This is a genomic window from Actinoplanes derwentensis (assembly GCF_900104725.1).
GTDB classification, from domain to species: domain Bacteria; phylum Actinomycetota; class Actinomycetes; order Mycobacteriales; family Micromonosporaceae; genus Actinoplanes; species Actinoplanes derwentensis.
The window spans coordinates 3,084,091-3,108,224 of record NZ_LT629758.1; the positions used below are offsets into that span (position 1 = coordinate 3,084,091).

1 protein-coding gene (running past one end of the window) is annotated in these 24,134 nt (G+C 71.3%); it reads right to left on the reverse strand.

The window, feature by feature from the left end; genetic code table 11:
• A protein-coding gene (locus BLU81_RS50620; protein WP_231954492.1) for a type I polyketide synthase crosses the window boundary here: on the reverse strand, positions 1-24,097 show its 5' portion. Its footprint begins 17,978 nt before the window's first position; only the first 24,097 of its 42,075 coding nucleotides appear in the window; its start codon is at positions 24,095-24,097; the stop codon falls past the left edge of the window.
• Positions 24,098-24,134 lie beyond the last annotated feature (37 nt).

A 24,134-nucleotide genomic window follows, 5' to 3' on the forward strand; every position in this document is an offset into this window, starting at 1 on the left:
ACGCTGTATGCCCGGAAGCAAGAACCGGCACGATCGGGAGCACCACGGGAGCCCTCGGAAGCACCACCGGCACGAGCACCGGCGCCTCCTCGAGGATGACGTGGGCGTTGGTGCCGCTGATACCGAACGACGACACCCCGGCACGACGGGGGCGGTCGCCGGCGGGCCACGGCTGGGTCCGGTGGAGCAGTTCGACGTTCCCCGCGGACCAGTCGACGTGCGGGGACGGCGTGTCGGCGTGCAGGGTCGCGGGCAGGGTCCGGTGGTTCAGGGCCAGGACCATCTTGATGATGCCGGCGGCTCCCGCGGCGGCCTGGGTGTGGCCGATGTTCGACTTGATCGAGCCCAACTTCAAAGGCCGATCACGATCGCGGCCGTACGTGGCCAGCAACGCCTCGGCTTCGATCGGATCGCCGAGCGTGGTGCCGGTGCCGTGTGCTTCGACCACGTCGATGTCGGCCGGGGCCAGACCCGCTCCGGCCAGGGCGGAGCGGATGACCCGCTGCTGGGCGGGACCGTTCGGAGCCGTGAGCCCGTTGGAGGCGCCGTCCTGGTTGACCGCTGTCCCACGTACCACAGCAAGAATGTCTCGTCCTGCGGCCCGGGCCGCGGAGAGGCGCTCGATCAGGAACACGCCGGCGCCCTCGCCCCACGCGGTGCCGTCGGCGTCGGCGGCGAACGACTTGCACCGGCCGTCGGCGGCGAGGCCGCGCTGCTGGCTGAAGTCGAGGAAGGCGGTCGGGGTGGCCATCACGGTGACGCCGCCGACCAGGGCCATCGTGCATTCGCCGGACCGCAGGGCCTGTGCGGCCAGGTGCAGGGCTACCAGCGACGACGAGCACGCGGTGTCGACGGTGACGGCCGGGCCTTCGAGGCCGAACGTGTAGGAGACCCGGCCGGAGAGCACGCTCGCGGCGTTTCCGGTGCCGATGTGGCCGGCCGATCCGGCGACGTCGGTGTGGGCTTCGTCGAGCAGCGCCACGTAGTCCTGGCCGTTGGTCCCGGCGAACACGCCGATCTGTTCGCCGCGCAGCGATAGCGGGTCGAGGCCGGCGCGTTCGAACGCCTCCCAGCTCGTCTCCAGCAGCAGCCGCTGCTGCGGATCCATGGCGAGCGCCTCACGGGGCGAGATCCCGAACAGGGCGGCGTCGAAGTCGGTGGCGCCGGAGACGAAACCGCCTGCCCTCGCGTACGTGCTGCCGGGGTGTTCGGGGTCCGGGTGGTAGAGGGTGTCCAGGTTCCAGCCACGGTCAGCGGGGAAGTCACCCATCGCGTCGGTGCCGGTGGCGAGCAGGTCCCACAGTGCCTCGGGGGTGTCCGCGCCACCGGGGAAACGGCAGGCCAGGCCCACGATGACGATCGGGTCGTCGCCGGTGTCCGGACCGGCCGGGTGCGGTGCGGCCGGGTGCGCCGCGGGCTGGACGAGCGCGAGCCGATCCAGGAGGAGACCGGTGAGGCGTTCGGCGTCCGGGTAGTCGAAGATCAGCGCCGCGGGCAGGGTGAGCCCGGTGACGGCGGCCAGCCGGTTGCGCAGTTCCATCGCGGTCAGCGAGTCGAAACCGAGGTCCTGGAACGATCGGTCCGCCGCGACGGCCGTGGCCGATCCGTGGCCGAGGACGGCCGCGGCGTGGTCCCGCACTTCGGTCAGCAGCGCGCGGCGCGCTTCCGGTTTCGGCAGACCAGCCAGCCGTACGCCGAGAGGCAGCCGCCCGGTCACGGTGATCTCCCGGGCGGCCGCCTGGACGCCCGGCAGGTCGGCCAGCACCGTGGCGGGCCGGACGGCGCCCAGCGCGGTGGCGAGCCGATCCCACCGTACGTCGGCGACGACCACGGCCGGCTCGTGCCCGCCGACTGCGGCAGCCATCGCGGCCAGGGCCGGAGCGGTGTCGAGCGGTTCCAGTCCGGCCCGGCGGAACTCGCTCCGGCCGGTGTGTCCCGCCATCATTCCGGCGTCGGCCCACGGCCCCCAGGCGATCGAGGTGGCCGGCAGGCCGTGGGCGGCCCGGTGCCGGGCGAGCCCGTCGAGGGCGGCGTTGGCGGCCGCGTAGTTGGCCTGACCAGGGTTGCCGAGCACGCCCGCGGTCGACGAGAACAGCACGAACGCGCTCAGCGGCCGGTGTGCGGTGAACATGTGCAGCCACCACGCGGCGTCGGCCTTGGGCTTGAGCACCGCGTAGAGGCGCTCGTCGTCGAGCCCGTCGATGACCCCGTCGGCGAGGGTTCCGGCGGCGTGCACGATCGCCAGGTCGTCCTCGTCGTCGAAGGCCCGCACGAGTGCCGCCACCGCGTCCCGGTCGGTGAGGTCACAGGCACGGAACTCGGCTACGGGCAGATCGGCGAGCAATTCGGTGACCTCGCCGGACTCCCCGGACTCGCCGCGGCCGATCAGGACGACACGGCGAGCGCCCTGTTCAGCGGCCCAGCGGGCGACCCGGCGACCGACTCCACCGGTACCGCCGGTGATCAGAACGGTGCCGTGCGGCTGCCAGGTCGCGCCGATGGTCTCGGGAGCCGGTACCAGGCGCCGAACCAGCAGACCGCCACCACGGATCGCGGACTCGGACTCGGTTCTGGGCCGGGCCTGGGTCTCGGCTGTCGTCTCGTTGCCGGGATGTCCGGCGAGGACGGCGACCAGGCGGGCGGCGGCTCGGTCGTCGAATCGCTCGGGCAGGTCGACGAGACCACCCCAGCGGTCCGGGTGTTCGAGTGCGGCGACACGGCCGAAGCCCCAGACCGCGGCCGCCTGCGGTGCTACGGCCGGGTCGGCGGTACCGGTGCCGATCGCGCCGCGGGTGACCAGCCACAACGGGGCTGTACTGCCCGCGTCCCCGAGAGCCTGGACGATCGCGAGCGCCGCCCGGACCTCTCCGGTTTCAGCGACGACACCGGCGATGGGCTCCTCGAGAGCGTTCAGGCGGCCGGCGAGTTCAGCCCGGCCCGCCCCGGCAACCCGGTCAGCCCGGCCGACCCCGTCTTCCCTGCCGACTCCATCGGCCTGGTCGGCCTGGTGGAACTGGTCAGCGGCCTGGATGGCCAGAGGCTCGGGCAGGGTTACCACTGTCGCGCCGTACCGGGTCAGGGTCTCGGCCAGGACTTCGGGGCCGATCACCAGCCAGGTGCCGGTCAGGCGGGAGTGGCCGGGATCGGGGATCGGCTTCCAGATCTCGCGGTGCCTCCACCCGGCGATCCGGGAACGCTGCCGGCCCCTGGCCCGCCACGTCGACAGGGCGGGCAGCACCGTGGCCACGGCTTCGCTGTCCACGCCCAGTTCGGCGGCCAGACCGGGCAGGTCGCCGCGCTCCACCGCGGTCCAGAAGCCGGTCTCGGCGTGAGTGCTGGCGGAACGGAGCCAGTACCGCTCCCGCTGGAAGGCATAGGTGGGCAGGTCAGCAGGCTGAACCCCGGCAAACAGCGGCGCCCAATCAACCTCGACACCACGCACATGCAACGTAGCCAACGCGGTCAGAGCCGTCGTGACCTCATCACGGTCCCGCCGCAGCAATGGAACAGCATTTTCAACCAGCGACGTGAGTACGCCGTCCGGGCCCAGTTCAACGAAGCTCGCCACGTCATCAAGGGCCGCGATCGCGTCAGCGAACCGCACCGGCTCGCGCACCTGACGAACCCAATACTCCGGATCCGTCCAGTCACCAACACGATCAACAGTTGACACCACAGCCACCCTCGGCGAACGGAACGTCAACCCATACACAACTGCACGGAACTCATCCAACATCGGATCCATCAACCGCGAATGGAACGCATGACTCGTCCGCAAACGCGTCGCCTTCCAACCCGGCATATCCGGAATATCCGAACCAGACACCACCACCGACCGCGGGCCATTCACCGCAGCGATATCCACATCCGGGAACGCCGCCCGCACCTCAGCCTCAGACGCCTGCACCGCCACCATCACCCCGCCGGCAGGCAACGCCTGCATCAACCCGGCACGAGCCGTGACCAACCTCGCGGCGTCCTCCAAAGACAACACACCCGCAACGTGAGCAGCAGCAATCTCACCGATCGAATGACCCACCACAACATCCGGAACCACACCCCACGACCGCAACAACGCCGCCAGAGCCACCTCCAGAGCAAACAACGCAGGCTGCGCATTGACCGTCTCATCAAGAGCCGACTCATCAATATCAAGATGAAGCGCAACTTCGTCGTAGACGTCGGCGTAGACCGGGAACACCTCGTAAAGCCCACGCCCCATACCAGGACGCTGCGAACCCTGACCCGTGAACAAAAACCCCAGACGCCCACTCGACGCCACACCACGAACCGTCGCCGAACCCAGAACCACCGCACGATGCGACAGAACAGCACGCCGCACCGACGCCGCACCCACCGCAAGCAGATCCATGTCGCGAGGAAGACGCGACACCTGCGCCTCCAACGCCGCAGCCGTCTGCCCCGACACCAGAACCGGCACCACCGGCAGGTCCGAAAACGGAGACACGGCCTCGTCAAGTGCCGGGGGCTCCTCCAGGATCACGTGGGCGTTGGTGCCGGACACGCCGAACGCCGACACGCCCGCGCGACGAGTCCGGTCGCCGGCGGTCCACGGACGGGCCTCGTGTACGAGTTCGACACCGCCGGAAGCCCAGTCCACCTGTGGGGTGGGCTCCTGCGCGTGCAGGGTGGCGGGCAGGCTCTCGTGCCGCATCGCGAGGATCATCTTGGCGATACCGGCGACACCCGCTGCTGCTTGAGTGTGGCCAATGTTCGACTTGACTGAACCCAACCACAACGGATCGTCAACACGATCCTGTCCATACGTCGCCAACAACGCCTGCGCCTCAATCGGATCACCCAACGTGGTGCCCGTGCCATGCGCCTCGACCACATCGACATCAGCCGCAGACAGACCGGCGTTCGCCAGCGCGGCCCGGATCACCCGCTGCTGGGCAGGACCGTTCGGAGCCGTCAACCCGTTGGAAGCACCGTCCTGGTTGACCGCTGTCCCACGTACCACAGCAAGGATCTTTCGCCCTGCCGCCCTTGCCGACGACAAACGCTCCACCAGCAACATCCCGGCGCCCTCGGACCAACCCGTGCCGTCCGCGCCCGCACCGAACGAGCGGCAGCGGCCGTCGGCGGACAGACCACGCTGGCGGGAGAACTCGACGAACACGTCGGCCTCCGGCATCACCGTCACACCACCGACCAGCGCCATCGAACACTCACCCGACCGCAGCGCCTGCCCGGCCAGATGCAGCGCCACCAGGGAAGATGAACACGCCGTATCCACGGTGACCGCCGGACCCTCCAGACCGAACGTGTACGAGATCCGGCCGGACATCACCGACGACGCCGTTCCCGTCAGTAGATGGCCCTCGATGCCTTCGACGGACTCGACCGGGCCGCTGCCGTAGCCCATCGCGGTCGCGCCCACGAAGACACCGATCGGCTGGCCGGTGAGCCCGAGCGGGTTGACGCCGCCGCGTTCGAGGGCTTCCCAGGACGTTTCCAGGAGCAGTCGCTGCTGCGGGTCCATCGCCAGGGCCTCACGCGGCGAGATCCCGAACAGCCCGGCGTCGAAATCACCGGCACCGTAGAGGAAACCACCACCACGCGCATAGAACGTCCCCGGGTGATCGGGATCCGGGTGGTACAGGCGGTCCAGGTCCCAGCCACGATCCGCCGGAAACTCCCCGATCCCCTCACCACCGGAAGCCATCAGATCCCAGAACTGCTCCGGCGACTCCACCCCACCGGGCAGCCGCAGGCCCATACCCACGATGACGACCGGATCGTCGACTGCCGCGACGACGGCGGGTCGGGTGTGCACGGCCTGGTCCGCGCCGGTGAGCTGGCCGAGCAGGAAGCCGGCGAGCCGGGTCGCGCTCGGGTGGTCGAAGGCAAGAGTGGCGGGGAGGGCTAGACCGGTGGCGGCACGCAGGCGGTTGCGCAGTTCGACGGCGGTCAGCGAGTCGAAACCGAGATCCTTGAAGGCGCGGCCCGGCTCGATGGTCGCGGTGGAGTCGTGGCCGAGGACCGCGGCGACGTGGGTACGAACCACGTCGGCCACGACCCGGGCACGTTCCGCCGGTGCCAGTCCCGTCAGCCGCTGGGCGAAAGCGGACAGTTCCGGGCCGCCGGGCACGGTGGCGGTGGTGCGGGCGGCCTCTGTTCCGTCGAACAGCGGCCGGGCCCGGGTAGCGGTGAAAGCGGGCAGGAACGTGTCCCACCGGACGTCGGCCACCGTGACGTGGTCGTCGTCCGCGCCGACGGCGGCGGCGAGCGCGGTCAGTGCGGCGGCCGGTTCCAGTGGGTTGAGGCCGCGGCGGCGCAGCAGGGCGGCGACCTCGGGATCGGCGGCCATGCCGGACTCGGCCCACGGCCCCCAGGCGATCGCCGTGCCGGAGCGGCCAAGGGCACGCCGGGCGGCGACCACCGAGTCCAGGGCGGCGTTGGCGGCGGCGTAGGCGGCCTGGCCCGCACTGCCCCACACCCCGGCGATGGACGAGAACACCACGAACGCGCCCACGTCACCGGCGAGTTCGTCGAGATGCCGGGCGCCGTCGACCTTGCCGGACATGACCCGGTGCAGGTGCGCTGCGTCGGCATCGGCCAGTTCGGCGTCCTCCGCAACACCGGCGGTGTGCACGATCGTGTCGACCGGCCCGACCGTGGCGAGCAGATCGGCCACCTGGGAGCGGTCGGCGAGATCGCAGGCGTACGCCTCCGCGGCCGGGCAGCCGGCGAGCAGCTCACCGGCGCCGGGGGCGGCCGGGCCTCGACGGCTGACCAGGATGATCCGCTGTGCGCCCTGCTCGGCGGCCCACCGGGCGACCCGGGCCCCGAGCCCACCGGTTCCACCGGCGACGAGCACGGTGCCCCGTGGCCGCCAGACGCCACCACGGCCGGGACCGCTGGCGCCGGTAGCGTCTTCAGTGAGACGCCGCAGCAGGATGCCGTTGCCGCGGATGGCGACCTGGTCCTCGGTCCCTAGTCCCCCGGCCAGAATCATCCCGAGCCGCCCGGCGGCCCGCGCGTCGAGAGCCCGAGGCTGTCGCGAACCATCGGCCGCCAGCGATTCGAGTACCCGAGGCTGGGCGAGATCATCGGCCGATCGGGCTTCCCGAGTAGCGGGCAGGTCCGCGCCAGGCTTTTGAGCGCGGGGAAGATCCGCGCCGGGTTCCTGAGCGCGGGGCAGGTCGATCAGGCCGCCCCACAGGTCCGGGTGTTCGAGGCCTACGACACGGCCCAGACCCCATTTCGCGGCCTCGGACGGGTCGGGCGCGCCGTCGGAGCGGCCGACGGCGACCGCGCCGCGGGTGAGGATCCACATCGGCACGCCCGCACCGACCGCTGCCTGAACAGCGGTGAGCAGCTCCGGGAGGCTCACGGCGGGCAGCACAAGGAGACCGGCCGGGGCCAGTTCCCGCAGGTTGACGGTCATGGAGTCACGGTCCGTGACTGGAACCGGCACCGGGTCGGCACCGAGTTCAGCGATCGTGCCGGCGATGCCGTACGGGTCGGCGCCGAGAATCGCCCACGTGCCGCGCGGACCGGCCCCGCCGCTGTTTCGCCCGTGCGGGGTGGCCGGGGTGGGAGCGGGGGCGGGTTGCCAGGTGACGCGGTACCGCCAGCCGGCCGCCAGCGAACGTTCCCGGCTCCGGGCGCGCCAGGCGGCCAGCGCGGGCAGCAGAGGAGCCAGGTCGGTGACGCTGACACCGAGACGGTCGGCGAGCCCTTCGGGGTCACCGCGGTCGACCGGCTCCCAGAAACCGGCATCGGCGGCCGTGGCGGCGGCTTCGGCCCGGGCCCGCAGCCAGTACCGCTCACGCTGGAACGCGTAGGTAGGCAGTACTGCCGGACGCACCCCGGCGAACAGTGGCGCCCAGTCCACCCGCACACCACGCACATGCAACGTGGCCAGCGCGGTCAGAGCCGTCAAGGCCTCGTCGCGGTCCCGCCGCAGCAGCGAAACCGCGTTGACCACCGGAATCCCGGCGGCCGTAGACGTGTCGGCCACCCCGATGGTCTCCACCAGCGCCGACAGCACGCCGTCCGGGCCGAGTTCCACGAATGTCGACACATCATCGAGTGCGGCGATCGCTTCGGCAAAGCGCACCGGCTCGCGTACTTGCCGAACCCAGTACTCCGGGTCCGTCCAATCACCGCCGATTTCAACGGTGGACATCACGGTCACCCGTGGCTGGTGGAACGTCAGCCCCCGGACCACGGTACGGAAGTCGTTCAGCATCGGATCCATCAGACGCGAATGGAAAGCGTGACTCGTCCGCAGACGGCGGGTCTTCCACCCCTGCGACTCAACCGGCGCCACATCCGACTCGACACCGGACACCACCACCGACGACGGCCCGTTCACCGCCGCGATGTCCACATCCGGGAATACCGCCCGCACCTCAGCCTCGGACGCCTGAACAGCGACCATCACACCACCGGCCGGCAACGCCTGCATCAACCCGGCACGAGCAGTGACCAGCGTCGCCGCATCCTCCAACGACAGCACCCCAGCCACATGAGCAGCAGCGATCTCACCGATCGAATGTCCGACCAGCACGTCCGGAACCACACCCCACGAACGCAACAACGCCGCGAGAGCAACCTCCAGAGCAAACAACGCAGGCTGCGCATTGACCGTCTCATCAAGAGCCGACTCGTCAATATTGAGGTGAAGAGCGACTTCGTCGTAGGCATCCGCATAGACCGGGAACGTCTCGTAAAGTCCACGCCCCATCCCGGGACGCTGCGCGCCCTGACCGGTGAACAGGAACCCCAGACGGCCACCCACCGCCATCCCACGAACCGTGACCCCGCCGAGAATCACCGCACGATGCGGTAGAACAGCCCGCCGCACCGAGCCCGCACCGATCGCCCGAAGGTCAACATTGACCTTACGACGGTCGAATTCGACACCAGAACCATCAACATCGACCGCGCTTCCGTCAACGTTGATACCGCCGTCAATGTTGATCCCGCCGTCAATGTTGATCCCGCCGTCAATGTTGATTCCGTGGAGACCGGCGTGAAGGACCAGTTGAGACTCCTGCACTGCCAACGCCTCTTGCGTCTGGCCCGACACCAATACCGGCACCACCGGCAGGCCGAATGCTGATGCGACGTCCAAGGCGCCGACCGGGATTTCGACAGACGCGGACTCGACAGACGGGAGCACCCCAGCCAAAGGTTCGACGGGCGAGACCTCGACGGGCCCGGGCTCGCCGCCCAAAGAATCAACGGGCAAGGGCTGGCCGAACGAGGACTCGGCGGGCAAGGGCTCGGCGGGCGAGGACTCGACGGAGAGGGTCTGGCCGAACGAGGGCTCGGCGGACGGGGGCTCCTCCAGGATTACGTGGGCGTTGGTGCCTGAGACGCCGAATGCCGATACGGCGGCTCGGCGGGGGCGCGGGCCGGTGGGCCAAGGGCGGGGGGAGGTCAGCAGTTCGACCTCGCCGGCTGTCCAGTCGATGCGTGTGGAGCGGGTGTCGGCGTGCAACGTTGCGGGCAGCAGCGAGTGCCGCATCGCGAGAATCATCTTGGCGATACCCGCAACACCGGCGGCGGCCTGCGTGTGGCCGATGTTCGACTTGACTGAACCCAACCACAACGGACCGTCAACACGATCCTGTCCATATGTAGCTAGCAGCGCCTGCGCCTCGATCGGGTCGCCGAGCGTGGTCCCGGTGCCGTGTGCCTCGACCGCGTCCACGTCAGCCGTGGACAGGCCGGCGCCAGCCAGGGCGGCGCGGATGACACGCTGCTGGGCGGGTCCGTTCGGGGCGGTCAGGCCGTTGGAGGCGCCGTCCTGGTTGACGGCGCTGCCTCGGACTATCGCGAGCACCTCGTGCCCGGCGGCGCGGGCGGTGGAGAGGCGTTCGACCAGGAGCATGCCGGCGCCCTCGGACCAACCCGTGCCGTCCGCGCCCGCACCGAACGAGCGGCAGCGGCCGTCGGCGGACAGACCACGCTGGCGGGAGAACTCGACGAACACGTCGGCCTCCGGCATCACCGTCACACCACCGACCAGCGCCATCGAACACTCACCCGACCGCAGCGCCTGCCCGGCCAGATGCAGCGCCACCAGGGAAGATGAACACGCCGTATCCACGGTGACCGCCGGACCCTCCAGACCGAACGTGTACGAGATCCGGCCGGACATCACCGACGACGCCGTACCCGTCAGTAAATGACCCTCGATGCCTTCGGCCGACTCGACGGGACCGCTGCCGTACCCCATGTAGGTCGCGCCGACGAACACGCCGACCGGCTCGCCCCGCAACCCGAGCGGGTTCACCCCGGCCGATTCGAGGGCCTCCCACGAGGTCTCCAGAAGCAGACGCTGCTGCGGGTCCATCGCCAGGGCCTCACGCGGCGAGATCCCGAACAGCCCGGCGTCGAAATCACCGGCACCGTAGAGGAAACCACCACCACGCGCATAGAACGTCCCCGGGTGATCGGGATCCGGGTGGTACAGCCGGCCCAGGTCCCAGCCACGATCCGCCGGAAACTCCCCGATCCCCTCACCACCGGAAGCCATCAGATCCCAGAACTGCTCCGGCGACTCCACCCCACCGGGCAGCCGCAGGCCCATACCCACGATGACAACCGGATCGTCGTCGGTGCGGGCGGTCGCACGGGCGACGGTGCGGTCCGAGACCACGGTCTCCGGGACGAGACGGGCCAGGACAAAAGCGGTCAGCCGTACGGCGTCCGGATAGTCGAACACCAGTGTCGTGGGCAGGGTGAGCCCGGTTTCGGCGGCGATCCGGTTGCGCAGTTCGACGGCGGTGAGCGAGTCGAAGCCGAGTTCCTGGAACGCCCGGTCCGGTTCGATCGCCTCGGCCGAAGCGTGGCCCAGCACACCGGCGACGGCAGCCCGGACGATCTCCAGCACCGCACGGTGCCGCTCAGCCGGGGAGAGACCAGAGATCGCCGACATTCGGGGCGAGCCCGACGACGACGCGCCCGGCACCGGCGCTGGTGCCGACGCGAGCCGGGTGAAGAGGGGACGATCCCGAACCGCGTTGACCAGGGGCAGGAAGTCGTTCCAGCGGACGTCGGCGATCGTGATCTGGTCATCGCCGGCGCCGACAGCCGTGGCGAGCGAGGTCAGGGCGCGGGCCGGTTCCATCGGGTCGAGTCCACGGCGGCGCAGTTGGTGGGCCACGTCGGTGTCGGCGGCCATGCCGACTTCGGCCCAGGGACCCCACGCGACGGCGGTTCCGGGCCGGCCGCCGGCGCGACGGCGGGCGACGACGGCGTCCAGGGCGGCGTTGGCGGCACCGTAGGCGGCCTGCTGGGCACTGCCCCAGACACCGGAGATCGACGAGAAGACGATGTACGCGTCCAGGTCACCGGCCATTTCGTCCAGGTTCAGGGCGGTCCGGACCTTACCGTCGACGACCCGGTGCAGGTGCGCGTCGTCGGCGTCGAGCAGCGCGACGTCCTCACCGACACCGGCGGCGTGGATCACCGCGTCGAGCGGGCCGATCTCGGCGAGCAGTTCCGCTACGGCGGTCCGGTCGGCGAGATCGCAGGCGTGGATCTCGGCACCGGGCAGTTCGGCCAGCAGCGCGGCGGCGCCGGGCGCGTCCATGCCCCGCCGGGACACCAGCACCAGGCGCTCGGCGCCCCGGGCCGTCACCCATCGTGCGGCCTGCGCTCCGAGGCCTCCGGTGCCACCGGCGACGAGCACGGTTCCTCGCGGAGTCCACGACGGCACACCGGCAGTGGTGAGGGGAGCCGGGGTCAGCCGCCGGACCAGGACACCACCGGGACGGACCGCGATCTGATCCTCGGCCCCGAGAGCCCCTCCGAGTACGGCGGCGATCCGTTTCGCGGCCCGCGAGTCGATCGTGGCGGGCAGGTCGAGCAGGCCACCCCACAGGCCGGGGTGTTCCAGCGCGACCGCTCGGCCGAAGCCCCACAGAGCGGCCGCGTCCACGTCGATCTCACCGTCGGACCGGCCCACGACGACGGCTCCGGCGGTGACGAGCCACAACGGAACGTCACCCCCGGCCGCGGCCAGGCCCTTGACCAGCGCAAGCGCGTCAGCGAGGGAGGCCGGCGAGGCGATGACACCCGCGAGGGAAGCGGACGCCGCGAGAGATCCGGGCGCTGCAGGAGAGCCGGACACCGCGAGAGAGCCGGACACCGTGAGAGGAGCAGACGCCCCGGAAGCAAGCGCTCCAGGGGCGGCGTCGAGCGGCACGACCGTGGCGCCGAGGGATTCGAGGACGGGGCCGAGGCCGTGTACGTCGTCGCCGGCCACCGCCCAGGTGCCGGACAGAGTCGCGGACGGGGCCGGGGTAGCCGGTTCCCAGGTCACGCGGTAGCGCCAGCCGCTGGTCAGGGAGCGTTCGTTCTCCCGGACGCGCCAGGCCGCCAGGGCCGGAACGAGGTTTTCCAGGTCGGACGACGACACCCGCAGCCGGTCGGCGAGCGACGACACGTCGCCGCGTTCCACCGCGTTCCAGAATCCGGAGTCGTCCCGGTCCAGGGTCACCGGGGCGGCGGGCATCTCGTCGGGCCAGTAACGCTCCCGTTGGAAAGCATAGGTGGGCAGGTCAGCGGGCTTGACCCCGGCGAACAGCGGCTTCCAGTCAACCTCGGCACCGCGCACATGCACCGTGGCCAGGGCCGTCAACGCGGTCGTGACCTCATCACGGTCACGCCGCAACAGCGGAACAGCATTCTCAACCAGCGACGTGAGTACGCCATCAGGGCCCAACTCAACAAACGTCGTCACGTCATCAAGAGCAGCGATCGCGTCAGCGAACCGCACCGGCTCCCGCACCTGACGAACCCAATACTCCGGATCCGTCCAGTCACCAACACGATCAACAGTTGACACCACAGCCACCCGCGGCGAACGGAACGTCAACCCCCGCACCACTGCACGGAACTCATCCAACATCGGATCCATCAACCGCGAATGGAACGCATGACTCGTCCGCAAACGCGTCGTCTTCCAACCCGGCATATCCGGAATATCCGAACCAGACACCACCACCGACCGCGGACCATTCACCGCCGCGATATCCACATCCGGAAACGCCGCCCGCACCTCAGCCTCAGACGCCTGCACCGCCACCATCAACCCACCAGCGGGCAACGCCTGCATCAAACGCGCACGAGCAGAAACCAGAACAGCCGCGTCCTCCAGAGACAACACACCAGCGACGTGAGCAGCAGCAATCTCACCGATCGAATGACCCACCACGACATCCGGAACCACACCCCACGACCGCAACAACGCCGCCAGAGCCACCTCCAGAGCAAACAACGCAGGCTGCGCATTGACCGTCTCATCAAGAGCCGACTCATCAATATCAAGATGAAGCGCAACTTCGTCGTAGACGTCGGCGTAGACCGGGAACACCTCGTAAAGCCCACGCCCCATACCAGGACGCTGCGAACCCTGACCCGTGAACAAGAACCCCAGACGCCCACTCGACACCACACCACGAACCGTCGCCGATCCCAGGATCACCGCACGATGCGACAGCGCAGCACGCCGCACCGACGCCGCACCCACCGCCAACAGATCCATGTCGCGAGGAAGACGCGACACCTGCGCCTCCAACGCCGCAGCCGTCTGCCCCGACACCAGAACCGGCACCACCGGCAGGTCCAGAACCAGAGTCATGGCCTCGTCAAGCGTCGGCGGCTCCTCCAGGATCACGTGCGCATTCGTGCCGCTCATGCCGAACGACGACACCGCCGCCCGACGGGGCCGCTCCCCCGCCTCCCACGGCGTGGCGCCGGTGAGCAGCTCGATACTTCCGGCGGTCCAGTCGACGTGCGGCGACGGCGCGTCCACGTGCAGGGTCGCGGGCAGCAGCGAGTACCGCATCGCGAGAACCATCTTGATGATGCCGGCGGCTCCGGCTGCGGCCTGGGTGTGGCCGATGTTCGACTTGATCGAGCCCAACTTCAAAGGCCGATCACGATCGCGGCCGTACGTGGCCAACAGCGCCTGTGCCTCGATCGGATCACCGAGCGTGGTGCCGGTGCCGTGAGCTTCGACGGCGTCCACGTCAGCTGTGGACAGACCGGCGTTCGCCAGCGCGGCCCGGATCACCCGCTGCTGGGCAGGACCGTTCGGAGCCGTCAACCCGTTGGAAGCACCGTCCTGATTGACCGCTGTACCACGTACCACAGCAAGGATCTTTCGCCCTGCCGCCCTTGCCGACGACAAACGCTCCACCAGCAACATCCCAGCGCCCTCGGACCAACCCGTGCCGTCCGCAGCGGCGGCGAACGGCTTGCAACGGCCGTCCTCGGCGAGCCCACGCTGGCGGGAGAACTGCACGAACGTCTCCGGGCCGGACATCACCGCGACACCACCGGCGAGCGCCATCGTGCACTCGCCGGACCGCAGCGCCTGGACGGCGAGGTGCAGCGCTACCAGCGACGACGAGCAGGCGGTGTCGATGGTGACGGCGGGGCCTTCGAGACCGTACGTGTAGGACAGCCGCCCGGAGACCACGCTGGCGGCGGTGCCGGTGAGCAGGTGTCCTTCCAGGCCGTCGGGGAGCCGGTCGGCACGGCCGGCGTAGTCGAGGCTGTTGGTGCCGGCGAAGACGCCGATCTGTTCACCGCGAAGTCCGAGCGGGTTGATGCCGGCGCGTTCGAACGCCTCCCACGACGTCTCCAGCAGCAGGCGCTGCTGCGGGTCCATGGCGAGCGCCTCACGCGGCGAGATCCCGAACAGTCCGGCGTCGAACTCGGCGGCGTCGTAGAGGAAGCCGCCCTCCCGGGTGTAGGAGGTTCCGGGCCGGTCGGGGTCGGGGTGGTAGAGGGCGTCGAGGTCCCAGCCGCGGTCGGTGGGGAATCCGCCGATGGCGTCGGAACCGGCGGCGACCAGGTCCCACAGTGCCTCGGGGGTGTCCGCGCCACCGGGGAAACGGCAGGCCATGCCCACGATGACGATCGGGTCGGCGGCGATGCCCGTGCCGGAGCCGGAGCCGGAGCCAGCGGAGACCGGGGCGGTGACGGCGGTGACCGTGCCGGTGAGTTCGGCGAGTAGATGGGCGCCGAGGCGCTCGGCGCTGGGGTGGTCGAACGCGACAGTGGCGGGCAGGGCGAGGCCGGTCGCGGCCCGGAGCCGGGTACGCAGTTCGACAGCGGTGAGCGAGTCGAAACCCAGGTCCTTGAAGGCCCGCCCGCCGGTGATCCGCTCAGTGGTGGAGTGGCCGAGTACGGCGGCGACGTGGGTCCGGACCAGGTCGATGACGAACCGTTCCCGGTCGGCGGCGGGCAGTTCGGCGAGGTGCTGGGCGAACGTGGAGAAGACAGTCCCGGTGGCGGTTGGCGTCCCGGCCTCGGACAGGTCGGCCTCAGGCAGGTCGGCGAAGAGCGGACGGGCCCGGCTCGCGGTGAACGACGGCAGGAACCCGGCCCACCGCACGTCAGCGATGATCACCGCCGATTCCGGGGCGTAGCCGGAGGCTCCGGAACTGAAGGTTGAGCCGGAACCGGAACCGGAGGCGGGGCCGGAGGCAGAGGCGGAGGCGGGGCCGCGACTGAAGGCGGGGCCGGAGGCTCCGACGGCGGCGGCGAGGGCGGCCATTGCGCGGCGCGGGTCCATCGGTTGCAGGCCACGGCGTCGTAGTTGCTGGGCTACCTCGGCGTCGGCGGCCATACCTACCTCGGCCCACGGTCCCCACGAGACGGCGGTGCCGGGCCGGCCCTGGGCGCGGCGACGGGCGATCAGGCCGTCCAGGGCGGCGTTGGCGGCACCGTAGGCGGCCTGATGGGAACTCCCCCAGATGCCGGAGATGGAGGAGAACACGATGAACGCGTCAACATCACCGATCAACTCGTCAAGATGGATCGCACCGTCAACCTTGCCGGTCAACACCTCGTCCAGGTGTGCCGCGTCGGCGTCGAGGATCGGCACATCGGCGGCGATACCGGCGGCGTGTACGAGCGCGTCGACCGGTCCGACGGCGGTCAGCAGCGCCTCGACGGCAGACCGGTCGGCCAGGTCGCAGGCGTGGATCTCGGCGCCGGGCAGTTCGGCCAGCAGTGCGGCGGCGCCGGGTGCGTCCGGGCCTCGCCGGGACACCAGCACGAGCCGTTCGGCGCCCTCGGCCGCGGCCCACCGGGCGACCTGGGCGCCGAGACCACCAGTGCCACCGGTGATCAGCAAGGTACCGCGGGGCCGCCACGCGGAAGCGTGGGAAGCGAGGGTTGTCGAGGCAGAGACGGTCGCGGCAGAGGCGGGCGAGGCAGGGACGGGCGAAGCCGAGGCGGGCGAAGCGGGAACGGGCGAGGCAGGGACGGGCGAAGCGGGGGCTCGCTGGAGGCGGCGGACGAGCGCACCGGCCGTGCGCAGGGCGATCTGGTCCTCGGCGCCCAGGCCTCCGGCGAGGATCGCACCGAGGCGGGCGGTGGCGCGGGCGTCGAGGCTGGCGGGCAGGTCGAGCAGGCCACCCCAGAGTTCGGGGTGTTCCAGGCCGGCGGCACGGCCGAGACCCCACACGGCGGCCTGGTTGACGTCGACCTCACCGTCGGCACGGCCGGTGGTGACCGCGGCCCGGGTGATCAGCCACAGTGGCGCGCGTCCGGTGGCAACGGCCTGAACCGCGGCAAGAGCGTCGGCCGGGGTCCGCGGCGAGGAGACGACACCGGTCTCGGCGTCGCCGACTTCGACGACGGTGGCGCCCAGCCCGGTCAGCAGTGCGGCCAGGCCGTAGACGTCCGCACCGAGAACCGCCCACGTGCCGGTCAGCACAGAGCCGGGCAGAGCGGTGGCAGGCAGGGTGGTGGCAGGCAGAGCGGTGGCGGGTAGGTCGGCGGGTTTCCAGGTGATGCGGTAGCGCCAGCTGTCGACGACGGAGCGTTCGCGGCCTCGTTCGCGCCAAGCGGTGAGGGCGGGCAGGACCGGTTCCAGGGCTTCGGCGGGGATGCCTAGGTGGCCGGCGAGTGCGGGCAGGTCGCCGCGTTCGACGGTGGCCCAGAAAGCGGCGTCGGCCGGGTCGGCGGCGGCCACCGGCGCGGGACCGTTCTCCAGCCAGTATCGCTGCCGCTGGAAAGCGTAGGTGGGCAGCTCAGCGGGCACAACACCGGCGAACAGGGACGGCCAGTCGACCGGAACGCCGTTCACGTGCAGGGTGGCCAGGGCGGTCAGCGCGGTGGTGGCCTCGTCACGGTTCCGCCGTAGCAGCGGCACCGCGTCCTCCACCAGGCCGGACAGCACCGCGTCAGGGCCCAGTTCGACGAACCGCGAGACGCCGTCCAACTCGGTCATCGCGTCGGCGAACCGGACGGTCGACGTGACGTGCCGCGCCCAGTAACCGGGATCGGTCCACTCGCCGGGTCCCACCGGGCGCCCGGTCACCGTGGAGACGATCGGGATCTGCGGTTCGTGGAAGGTCAAAGACCCCAGCAGACGGCGGAACTCCGCGACCATCGGTTCCATCAGCCGCGAATGGAAGGCGTGGCTGGTCCGCAGCCTCACCGTCTTCCATTCGGACATATCCGCAATGTCGATGCCGGACACCACCACCGCAGCGGGACCGTTGACCGCTGCGATGTCCAGATCCGGGAACGCCGCCCGCACCGAAGCCTCCGACGCCTGCACCGCCACCATCACGCCCCCGGCGGGCAACGCCTGCATCAGCCTCCCGCGAGTCGCCACCAGGGCCGCCGCGTCCACCAGCGACAGCACCCCGGACACATGCGCGGCGGTGATCTCACCGATCGAATGACCGGCCAGCACGTCCGGGACGACACCCCAGGAACGCAGCAGGGCGAACGACGCCACCTCGACGGCGAAGACCGCGGGCTGGGCGTATTCCGTGCGGTGGATCAGTTCCGGATCGGCGATGACGGAGGCGAGCGGCCGGTCCAGGTGGGCGTCCAGGTGCAGGGCGACCCGGTCGAAGGCGGCGGCGTACGCGGGGAACGTCTCGTAGAGGCCCCGGCCCATGTCGGCGCGCTGTGAGCCCTGCCCGGTGAACAGGAACGCGAGGCGTCCGGGCTGGGCGACCCCACGGACGGTGACGTCACCGAGGACGACCGCCCGGTGCGGCAGGACGGCACGGCGAGCCGCGGCGGCACCGACCGCCAACGGATCGACGGTGTCCAAAGGCAGCAGCGCGAGCTGAGCGTCGAGCGCCGCCGCCGTGTGCCCCGACACCGGCACCGGCACCACCGAAAGAACCAGCCCGGAGGCCGGCAGAGGGTCGATGGCCGACAAAGAACCAGAGGCTGGCGGCTCCTCCAGGATCACGTGGGCGTTGGTGCCGGAGACGCCGAACGACGAGACGGCGGCCCGGCGGATCCGGTCGCCGGCGGGCCACGGCCGGGCAGCGGTCAGCAGTTCGATGTCGCCGGCCGTCCAGTCCACGTGCGGGGACGGCGAGTCCACGTGCAGGGTCGCGGGCAGCAGCGAGTGCCGCATCGCGAGAACCAGCTTGGCGATACCGGCGACACCAGCGGCAGCCTGCGTGTGGCCGATGTTCGACTTGACCGAACCCAGCCACAGCGGACCGTCAACACGATCCTGTCCATACGTCGCCAGCAACGCCTGCGCCTCGATCGGGTCGCCGAGGGCGGTGCCGGTGCCGTGGGCCTCGACCACGTCCACGTCGGCCGGGGCGAGACCGGCCGCTCCCAGGGCGGCGCGGATGACACGCTGCTGGGCGGGACCGTTCGGGGCGGTCAACCCGTTGGAGGCGCCGTCCTGGTTGACCGCTGTCCCACGTACCACCGCAAGGATCTTTCGCCCTGCCGCCTGTGCCGACGACAACCGCTCGACCAGCAGCATGCCGGCACCCTCGCCCCACGCCGTGCCGTCGGCGCCGGCGGCGAACGACTTGCACCGTCCGTCGGCGGCCAGCCCGCGCTGACGGCTGAAGTCGAGGAACGCGTCCGGGGTGGACATCACCGTGACACCACCGGCCAGGGCCATCGTGCATTCGCCGGACCGCAGCGCCTGCACCGCCAGGTGCAGGGCGACCAGCGACGACGAGCACGCGGTGTCGACGGTGACGGCCGGGCCCTCCAGGCCGAACGTGTAGGAGACCCGGCCGGAGACGACGCTGCCGGCGGTGCCGGTGCCGAGGTAGCCCTCCAGGTCGGTGGGGATGTCCTGGCGGCCGCTGGCGTAATCCTGGCCGTTGGAACCGGCGAACACACCGATCTGTTCACCGCGCAGCGACAGCGGGTCGATCCCGGCGCGTTCGAACGCCTCCCACGAGGTCTCCAGCAACAGCCGCTGCTGCGGGTCCATCGCCAGGGCCTCACGGGGCGAGATACCGAACAGGGCGGCGTCGAAGTCGGCGGCGCCGTAGAGGAAGCCACCTTCGCGGGCGTACGAGGTACCGGCGTGGTCGGGGTCCGGGTGGAAGAGAGTGTCCAGGTTCCAGCCACGGTCGGCGGGGAACTCGCCCATCGCGTCGGTGCCGCCGGCGAGCAGGTCCCACAGCGCCTCGGGGGTGTCCGCGCCGCCGGGGAAACGGCAGGCCAGGCCCACGATGACGATCGGGTCGTCGCCGGTCGCGGCGGTCCCGGCCGGGGTGGTCCCGGTCGCGGACACGGCACCGGCGAGCTGCCGGCCGACGAACGACGCGAGCTGTTCCACGCTGGGATGGTCGAAGGCGAGGGTGGCGGGCAGCGCGAGCCCGGTCGCGGCCTGCAGCCGGTTACGCAGTTCGACCGAGGTCAGGGAGTCGAAGCCGAGTTCCTTGAATGCGCGCCCGGCGGGGATCGTGCCGGCCGAGTCGTGGCCGAGGACCGCGGCGACGTGGGTGCGGACGACGTCGGCGACGAGCCGTTCGCGGTCCGGGGCGGCCAGGCCGAGCAGTCGCTGGCCGAATCCGGAGAAGACGGTTCCGCCGGTGGCCGGGGCGAGTTCGGCGAGCAGCGGGCGCTCGCGGGTGGCGGCGAACAGCGGCACGAACTCGTCCCAGCGCACGTCGGCGACGGTGGTGACGGTGTCCCCGGCGCCGACCGCGGCGGCCATCGCGGCGACGGCCCGGTCCGGGGGCAGGGCGATCAGGCCCTGGCGGCGTAGCAGGCCGGTCTCGTCCTGGTCGGCGGCCATCCCGATCCGGTCCCACGGTCCCCAGGCCAGGGCGGTGGCGGGACGCCCGGCGGCGCGGCGGCGTTCGGCGAGGGCGTCCAGGGCGGCGTTGGCGGCGCCGTAGGCGGCCTGGCCCCGGCTGCCCCACACACCGGAGATGGAGGAGAACATCACGAACGCGTCGACGTCGCCGACCAGTTCGTCGAGGTGCCGGGCGCCGTCCACCTTGCCGCTGACCACCCGGTGCAGGTGCTCGGCGCCAGCCTCGGCGAGGGTGGCGTCCTCGCCTATCCCGGCGGCGTGCACCACCGCGTCGACGCCGCCGATCCGGGCCAACAGCGCCTCGACGGCAGCGCGATCACCCAGGTCACAGCGGTGGACCTCGGCGTTCGGCGGAAGGTCGGCACCGGAACCGCGGCGGGACACCAGCACCACCCGGTCGGCGCCCTCGGTGAGGGCCCACCGGGCGACCTGCGCGCCCAGGCCACCGGTTCCGCCGGTGATCAGCACGGTGCCGCGGGGCTGCCAGGGGCGGCCGGAACTCGCCGGGGCCGGGGTGAGCCGGCGCAGCAGGACACCGCCGCCACGGACCGCGATCTGGTCCTCGGGGCCGAGCGCTCCGGACAGGACCGCGCCGATTCGGGTGGTGGCGCGGGCGTCGATCGTCTCCGGCAGGTCGAGCAGGCCACCCCAGAGGTTCGGGTGTTCCAGGCCGACGACCCGGCCCAGCCCCCAGAGGGCGGCCTGGTCCACGTCGGGGGCGGCGTCGGCCCGGCCGGTGCTGACCGCGCCTCGGGTGACCAGCCACAACGGCACGTCCCGACCGGCCGTGATCAGCTCCTGGACCAGGTGCAGGGCCTGAGCCAGCGAGGACGGTGACGCGACGACACCGGTCTCGGCGTCGGCGGGCGCGACGACGGTGGCGCCCAGGCCGGTCAGCAGCGCGGCCAGGCCGTGCACGTCGTCGCCGGCCACCGCCCAGGTGCCGGACAGGGTGGCCGGGGCGGATTCGGCTGCCGGGCGCCAGGTGATCCGGTGCCGCCAGCCGTCGATCAGGGACCTTTCCCGGCCACGTTCGCGCCAGGACGCCAGGGCGGGCAGGACCCCGGCCACGGCGGCCGGGTCCACGCCCAGTTCGGTGGCGAGCGCGTCCGGGTCGGCGCGGTCCACGGCGGCCCAGAAGTCGGCGTCGCCGGCGGTGGCCGGGAGGCTCTCCAGCCAGAAACGGCGGCGCTGGAAGGCGTACGTCGGCAGGTCGGTGAGGCGGGCGTGCGGGTAGAAGGCCCGCCAGTTCACCGGGGCGCCGAGGGTGTGCAGGGTGGCCAGGGCGGTGGTCGCGGTGGTGTGCTCGCCGTGGCCGCGGCGCATCATCGGCACCGTGCCCGGTACCAGGGCGGAGAGCACCGCGTCCGGGCCCAGTTCGACGAGGCGGGCCACTCCGGACAGGGCCTCGATGGCGTCGGCGAACCGCACGGTCGCAGTGATCTGGCGTACCCAATAGTCGGGGTCGGTCCACTCCCCCACGCCGACCGGGCGTCCGGTCACGGTGGAGATGATCGGGATCCGGGGTTCGCGGAAGTTCAGGAACCGCAGCAGGCGGCGGAACTCCGCGAGCATCGGTTCCATCAGCCGCGAGTGGAAGGCGTGACTGGTTCGCAGCCTCGTCGTCTTCCAGCCGGGCATCTCCGGGATGCCGGCACCGGACACCACGACCGCGCGGGGCCCGTTGACCGCAGCGATGTCCACGTCCGGGTACGCCGCCCGGACCTCCGCCTCGGAAGCCTGCACCGCGACCATCGTGCCGCCCGCGGGCAACTCCTGCATGAGCCGGCCACGGAGGCCGACGAGGGCCGCGGCGTCGGCGAGGCCGAGGACCCCCGCCGCGTACGCTGCGGCGATCTCACCGATGGAGTGCCCGACCAGCACGTCCGGAGTGACGCCCCAGTGTTTCAGGAGCGCGAGCAGACCGACTTCAACGGCGAAAATCGCAGGCTGCGCGTACGCGGTACGAGCCAGCAGTTCGTCGTCGGTGAGCGCTTCGGACAGCGGACGGTCGAGCTGGATGTCCAGGTACCAGGCCACCTCGTCGAAGGCGGCGGCGAACGCGGGTTCCCGTTCGTACAGTTCCCGCCCCATGTCGAGGCGCTGCGAGCCCTGTCCGGTGAACAGGAACGCGGTCCCGCCGGTGACGGCCTCGCCGGTGACCAGCCGGGTGGACGGCTCACCGGCGGCCAGGGCGGCGAGCCCGTCGGCACCGAGGACGACGGCCCGGTGCGGGAAGTGGGTGCGGGAAGCAGCCAGGGACCAGCCGATGTCCTGCCGGACGGCGTCCGGTTCGGCGAGCCGGGTCAGCAGTGCGGCGGCCTGTGCGGCCAGGGCCTCCGGGGTCCGCCCGGAGATCGGCAGCAGCATCGTGGCGGGATCCGGTCCGGGTTCCACCGCCGCGGCCGCCGGGGGTTCCTCGATGATCAGGTGAGCGTTGGTGCCGCTCATCCCGAACGAGGAGACCGCCGCGCGCCGGGGCCGGTCACCGTCGGCGGGCCAGGGCTGCGACTCGGTGAGCAGGCGCACCGTGCCGGAACTCCAGTCCACATGCGGGCTGGGTTCGTCCACGTGCAGGGTGCGGGGCAGTAGTCCGCGGTGCAGGGCGTGCACCATCTTGATGACGCCGCCGACTCCGGCCGCGGCCTGGGCGTGCCCGATGTTGGACTTGAGCGAGCCGAGCCACAGCGGTTCCGCCGTCCGGTCCCGGCCGTAGGTGGCCAGTAGGGCCTGCGCCTCGATCGGGTCGCCGAGGGTGGTGCCGGTGCCGTGTGCCTCGACGGCGTCGACGTCGGCGGTGGTGAGACCGGCGTTGGCGAGGGCCTGCCGGATGACCCGCTGCTGGGCGGGGCCGTTGGGGGCGGTCAAGCCGTTGGAGGCGCCGTCCTGGTTGACGGCGGATCCGCGGATCACGGCGAGGACCGGGCGGCCGGCGGCCTGGGCGTCGGAGAGCCGTTCGACGAGCAGCATGCCGGCGCCTTCGGCCCAGGCGGTGCCGTCGGCGGCGGCCGCGAACGGTTTGCACCGGCCGTCGGGGGCGAGGCCGCGCTGGCGGGAGAACGCGAGGAACGAGGCGGGGCTGGCCATCACGGCGACGCCACCGGCCAGGGCCATCGTGCATTCGCCCTGGCGGACGGCCTGGGCGGCCAGGTGCAGGGCGACCAGCGACGACGAGCAGGCGGTGTCGATGGTCAAGGCCGGGCCCTGTAGTCCGAGGGTGTAGGAGACCCGGCCGGAGGCGACACTGGCGGCGTTTCCGGTGACCAGGTAACCCTCCAGGCCTTCGGCGGCGTCCTGCAGGCGCGGGCCGTACTCCTGGGCCTCGGCGCCGACGAAGACGCCGACCCGCTGGTCACGCAGGGTCTCCGGCGGGATGCCGGCCCGTTCCAGGGCTTCCCAGGAGGTCTCCAGGATCAGGCGCTGCTGGGCGTCCATGGCCAGGGCCTCGCGCGGGTTGATGCCGAAGAAGTCGGCGTCGAACTCGGCGGCATCGTAGAGGAATCCGCCGTGCCGGGTGTAGGTGGTGCCCGGCCGGTCGGGGTCGGCGTCGTAGAGGGCGCCGATGTCCCAGCCCCGGTCGGCGGGGAACTCACCGATCGCGTCGGTGCCGGTCTCGACCAGCTGCCAGAGGGCTTCCGGGGTGTTCGCGCCGCCGGGGAACCGGCAGGCCATGCCGACGATCGCGATCGGTTCGCCGGGGTCGGCGGCACCGGTGGCGGCCTCGGCCGGTTCGGGTGCCAGGCCGAGCAGTTCGGCGTAGAGGTGCCGGGCCAGCGCGGCCGGGGTCGGGTAGTCGAAGGCGAGTGTCACCGGCAGTGCCAGGCCGGTGGCCGCGGTGAGGCGGCTGTGCAGTTCCACTGCGGTCAGTGAGTCGAAGCCGTTCTCGAAGAACGTGCCGTCGGCGGCGACCGGTTCCCCGGCCGGGCGGCGCAGCGCGGCGGCGGCCAGACCGGTCACCAGATCGGTGAGGACACGGCGCGCGCCGGCAGCCGGCAGACCGGCCAGACGTGCGGTGAAATCCTCGGACGAACTCATCATCTGACGCCCACCATTCGGCAAAAAAGAAACCGCGAAC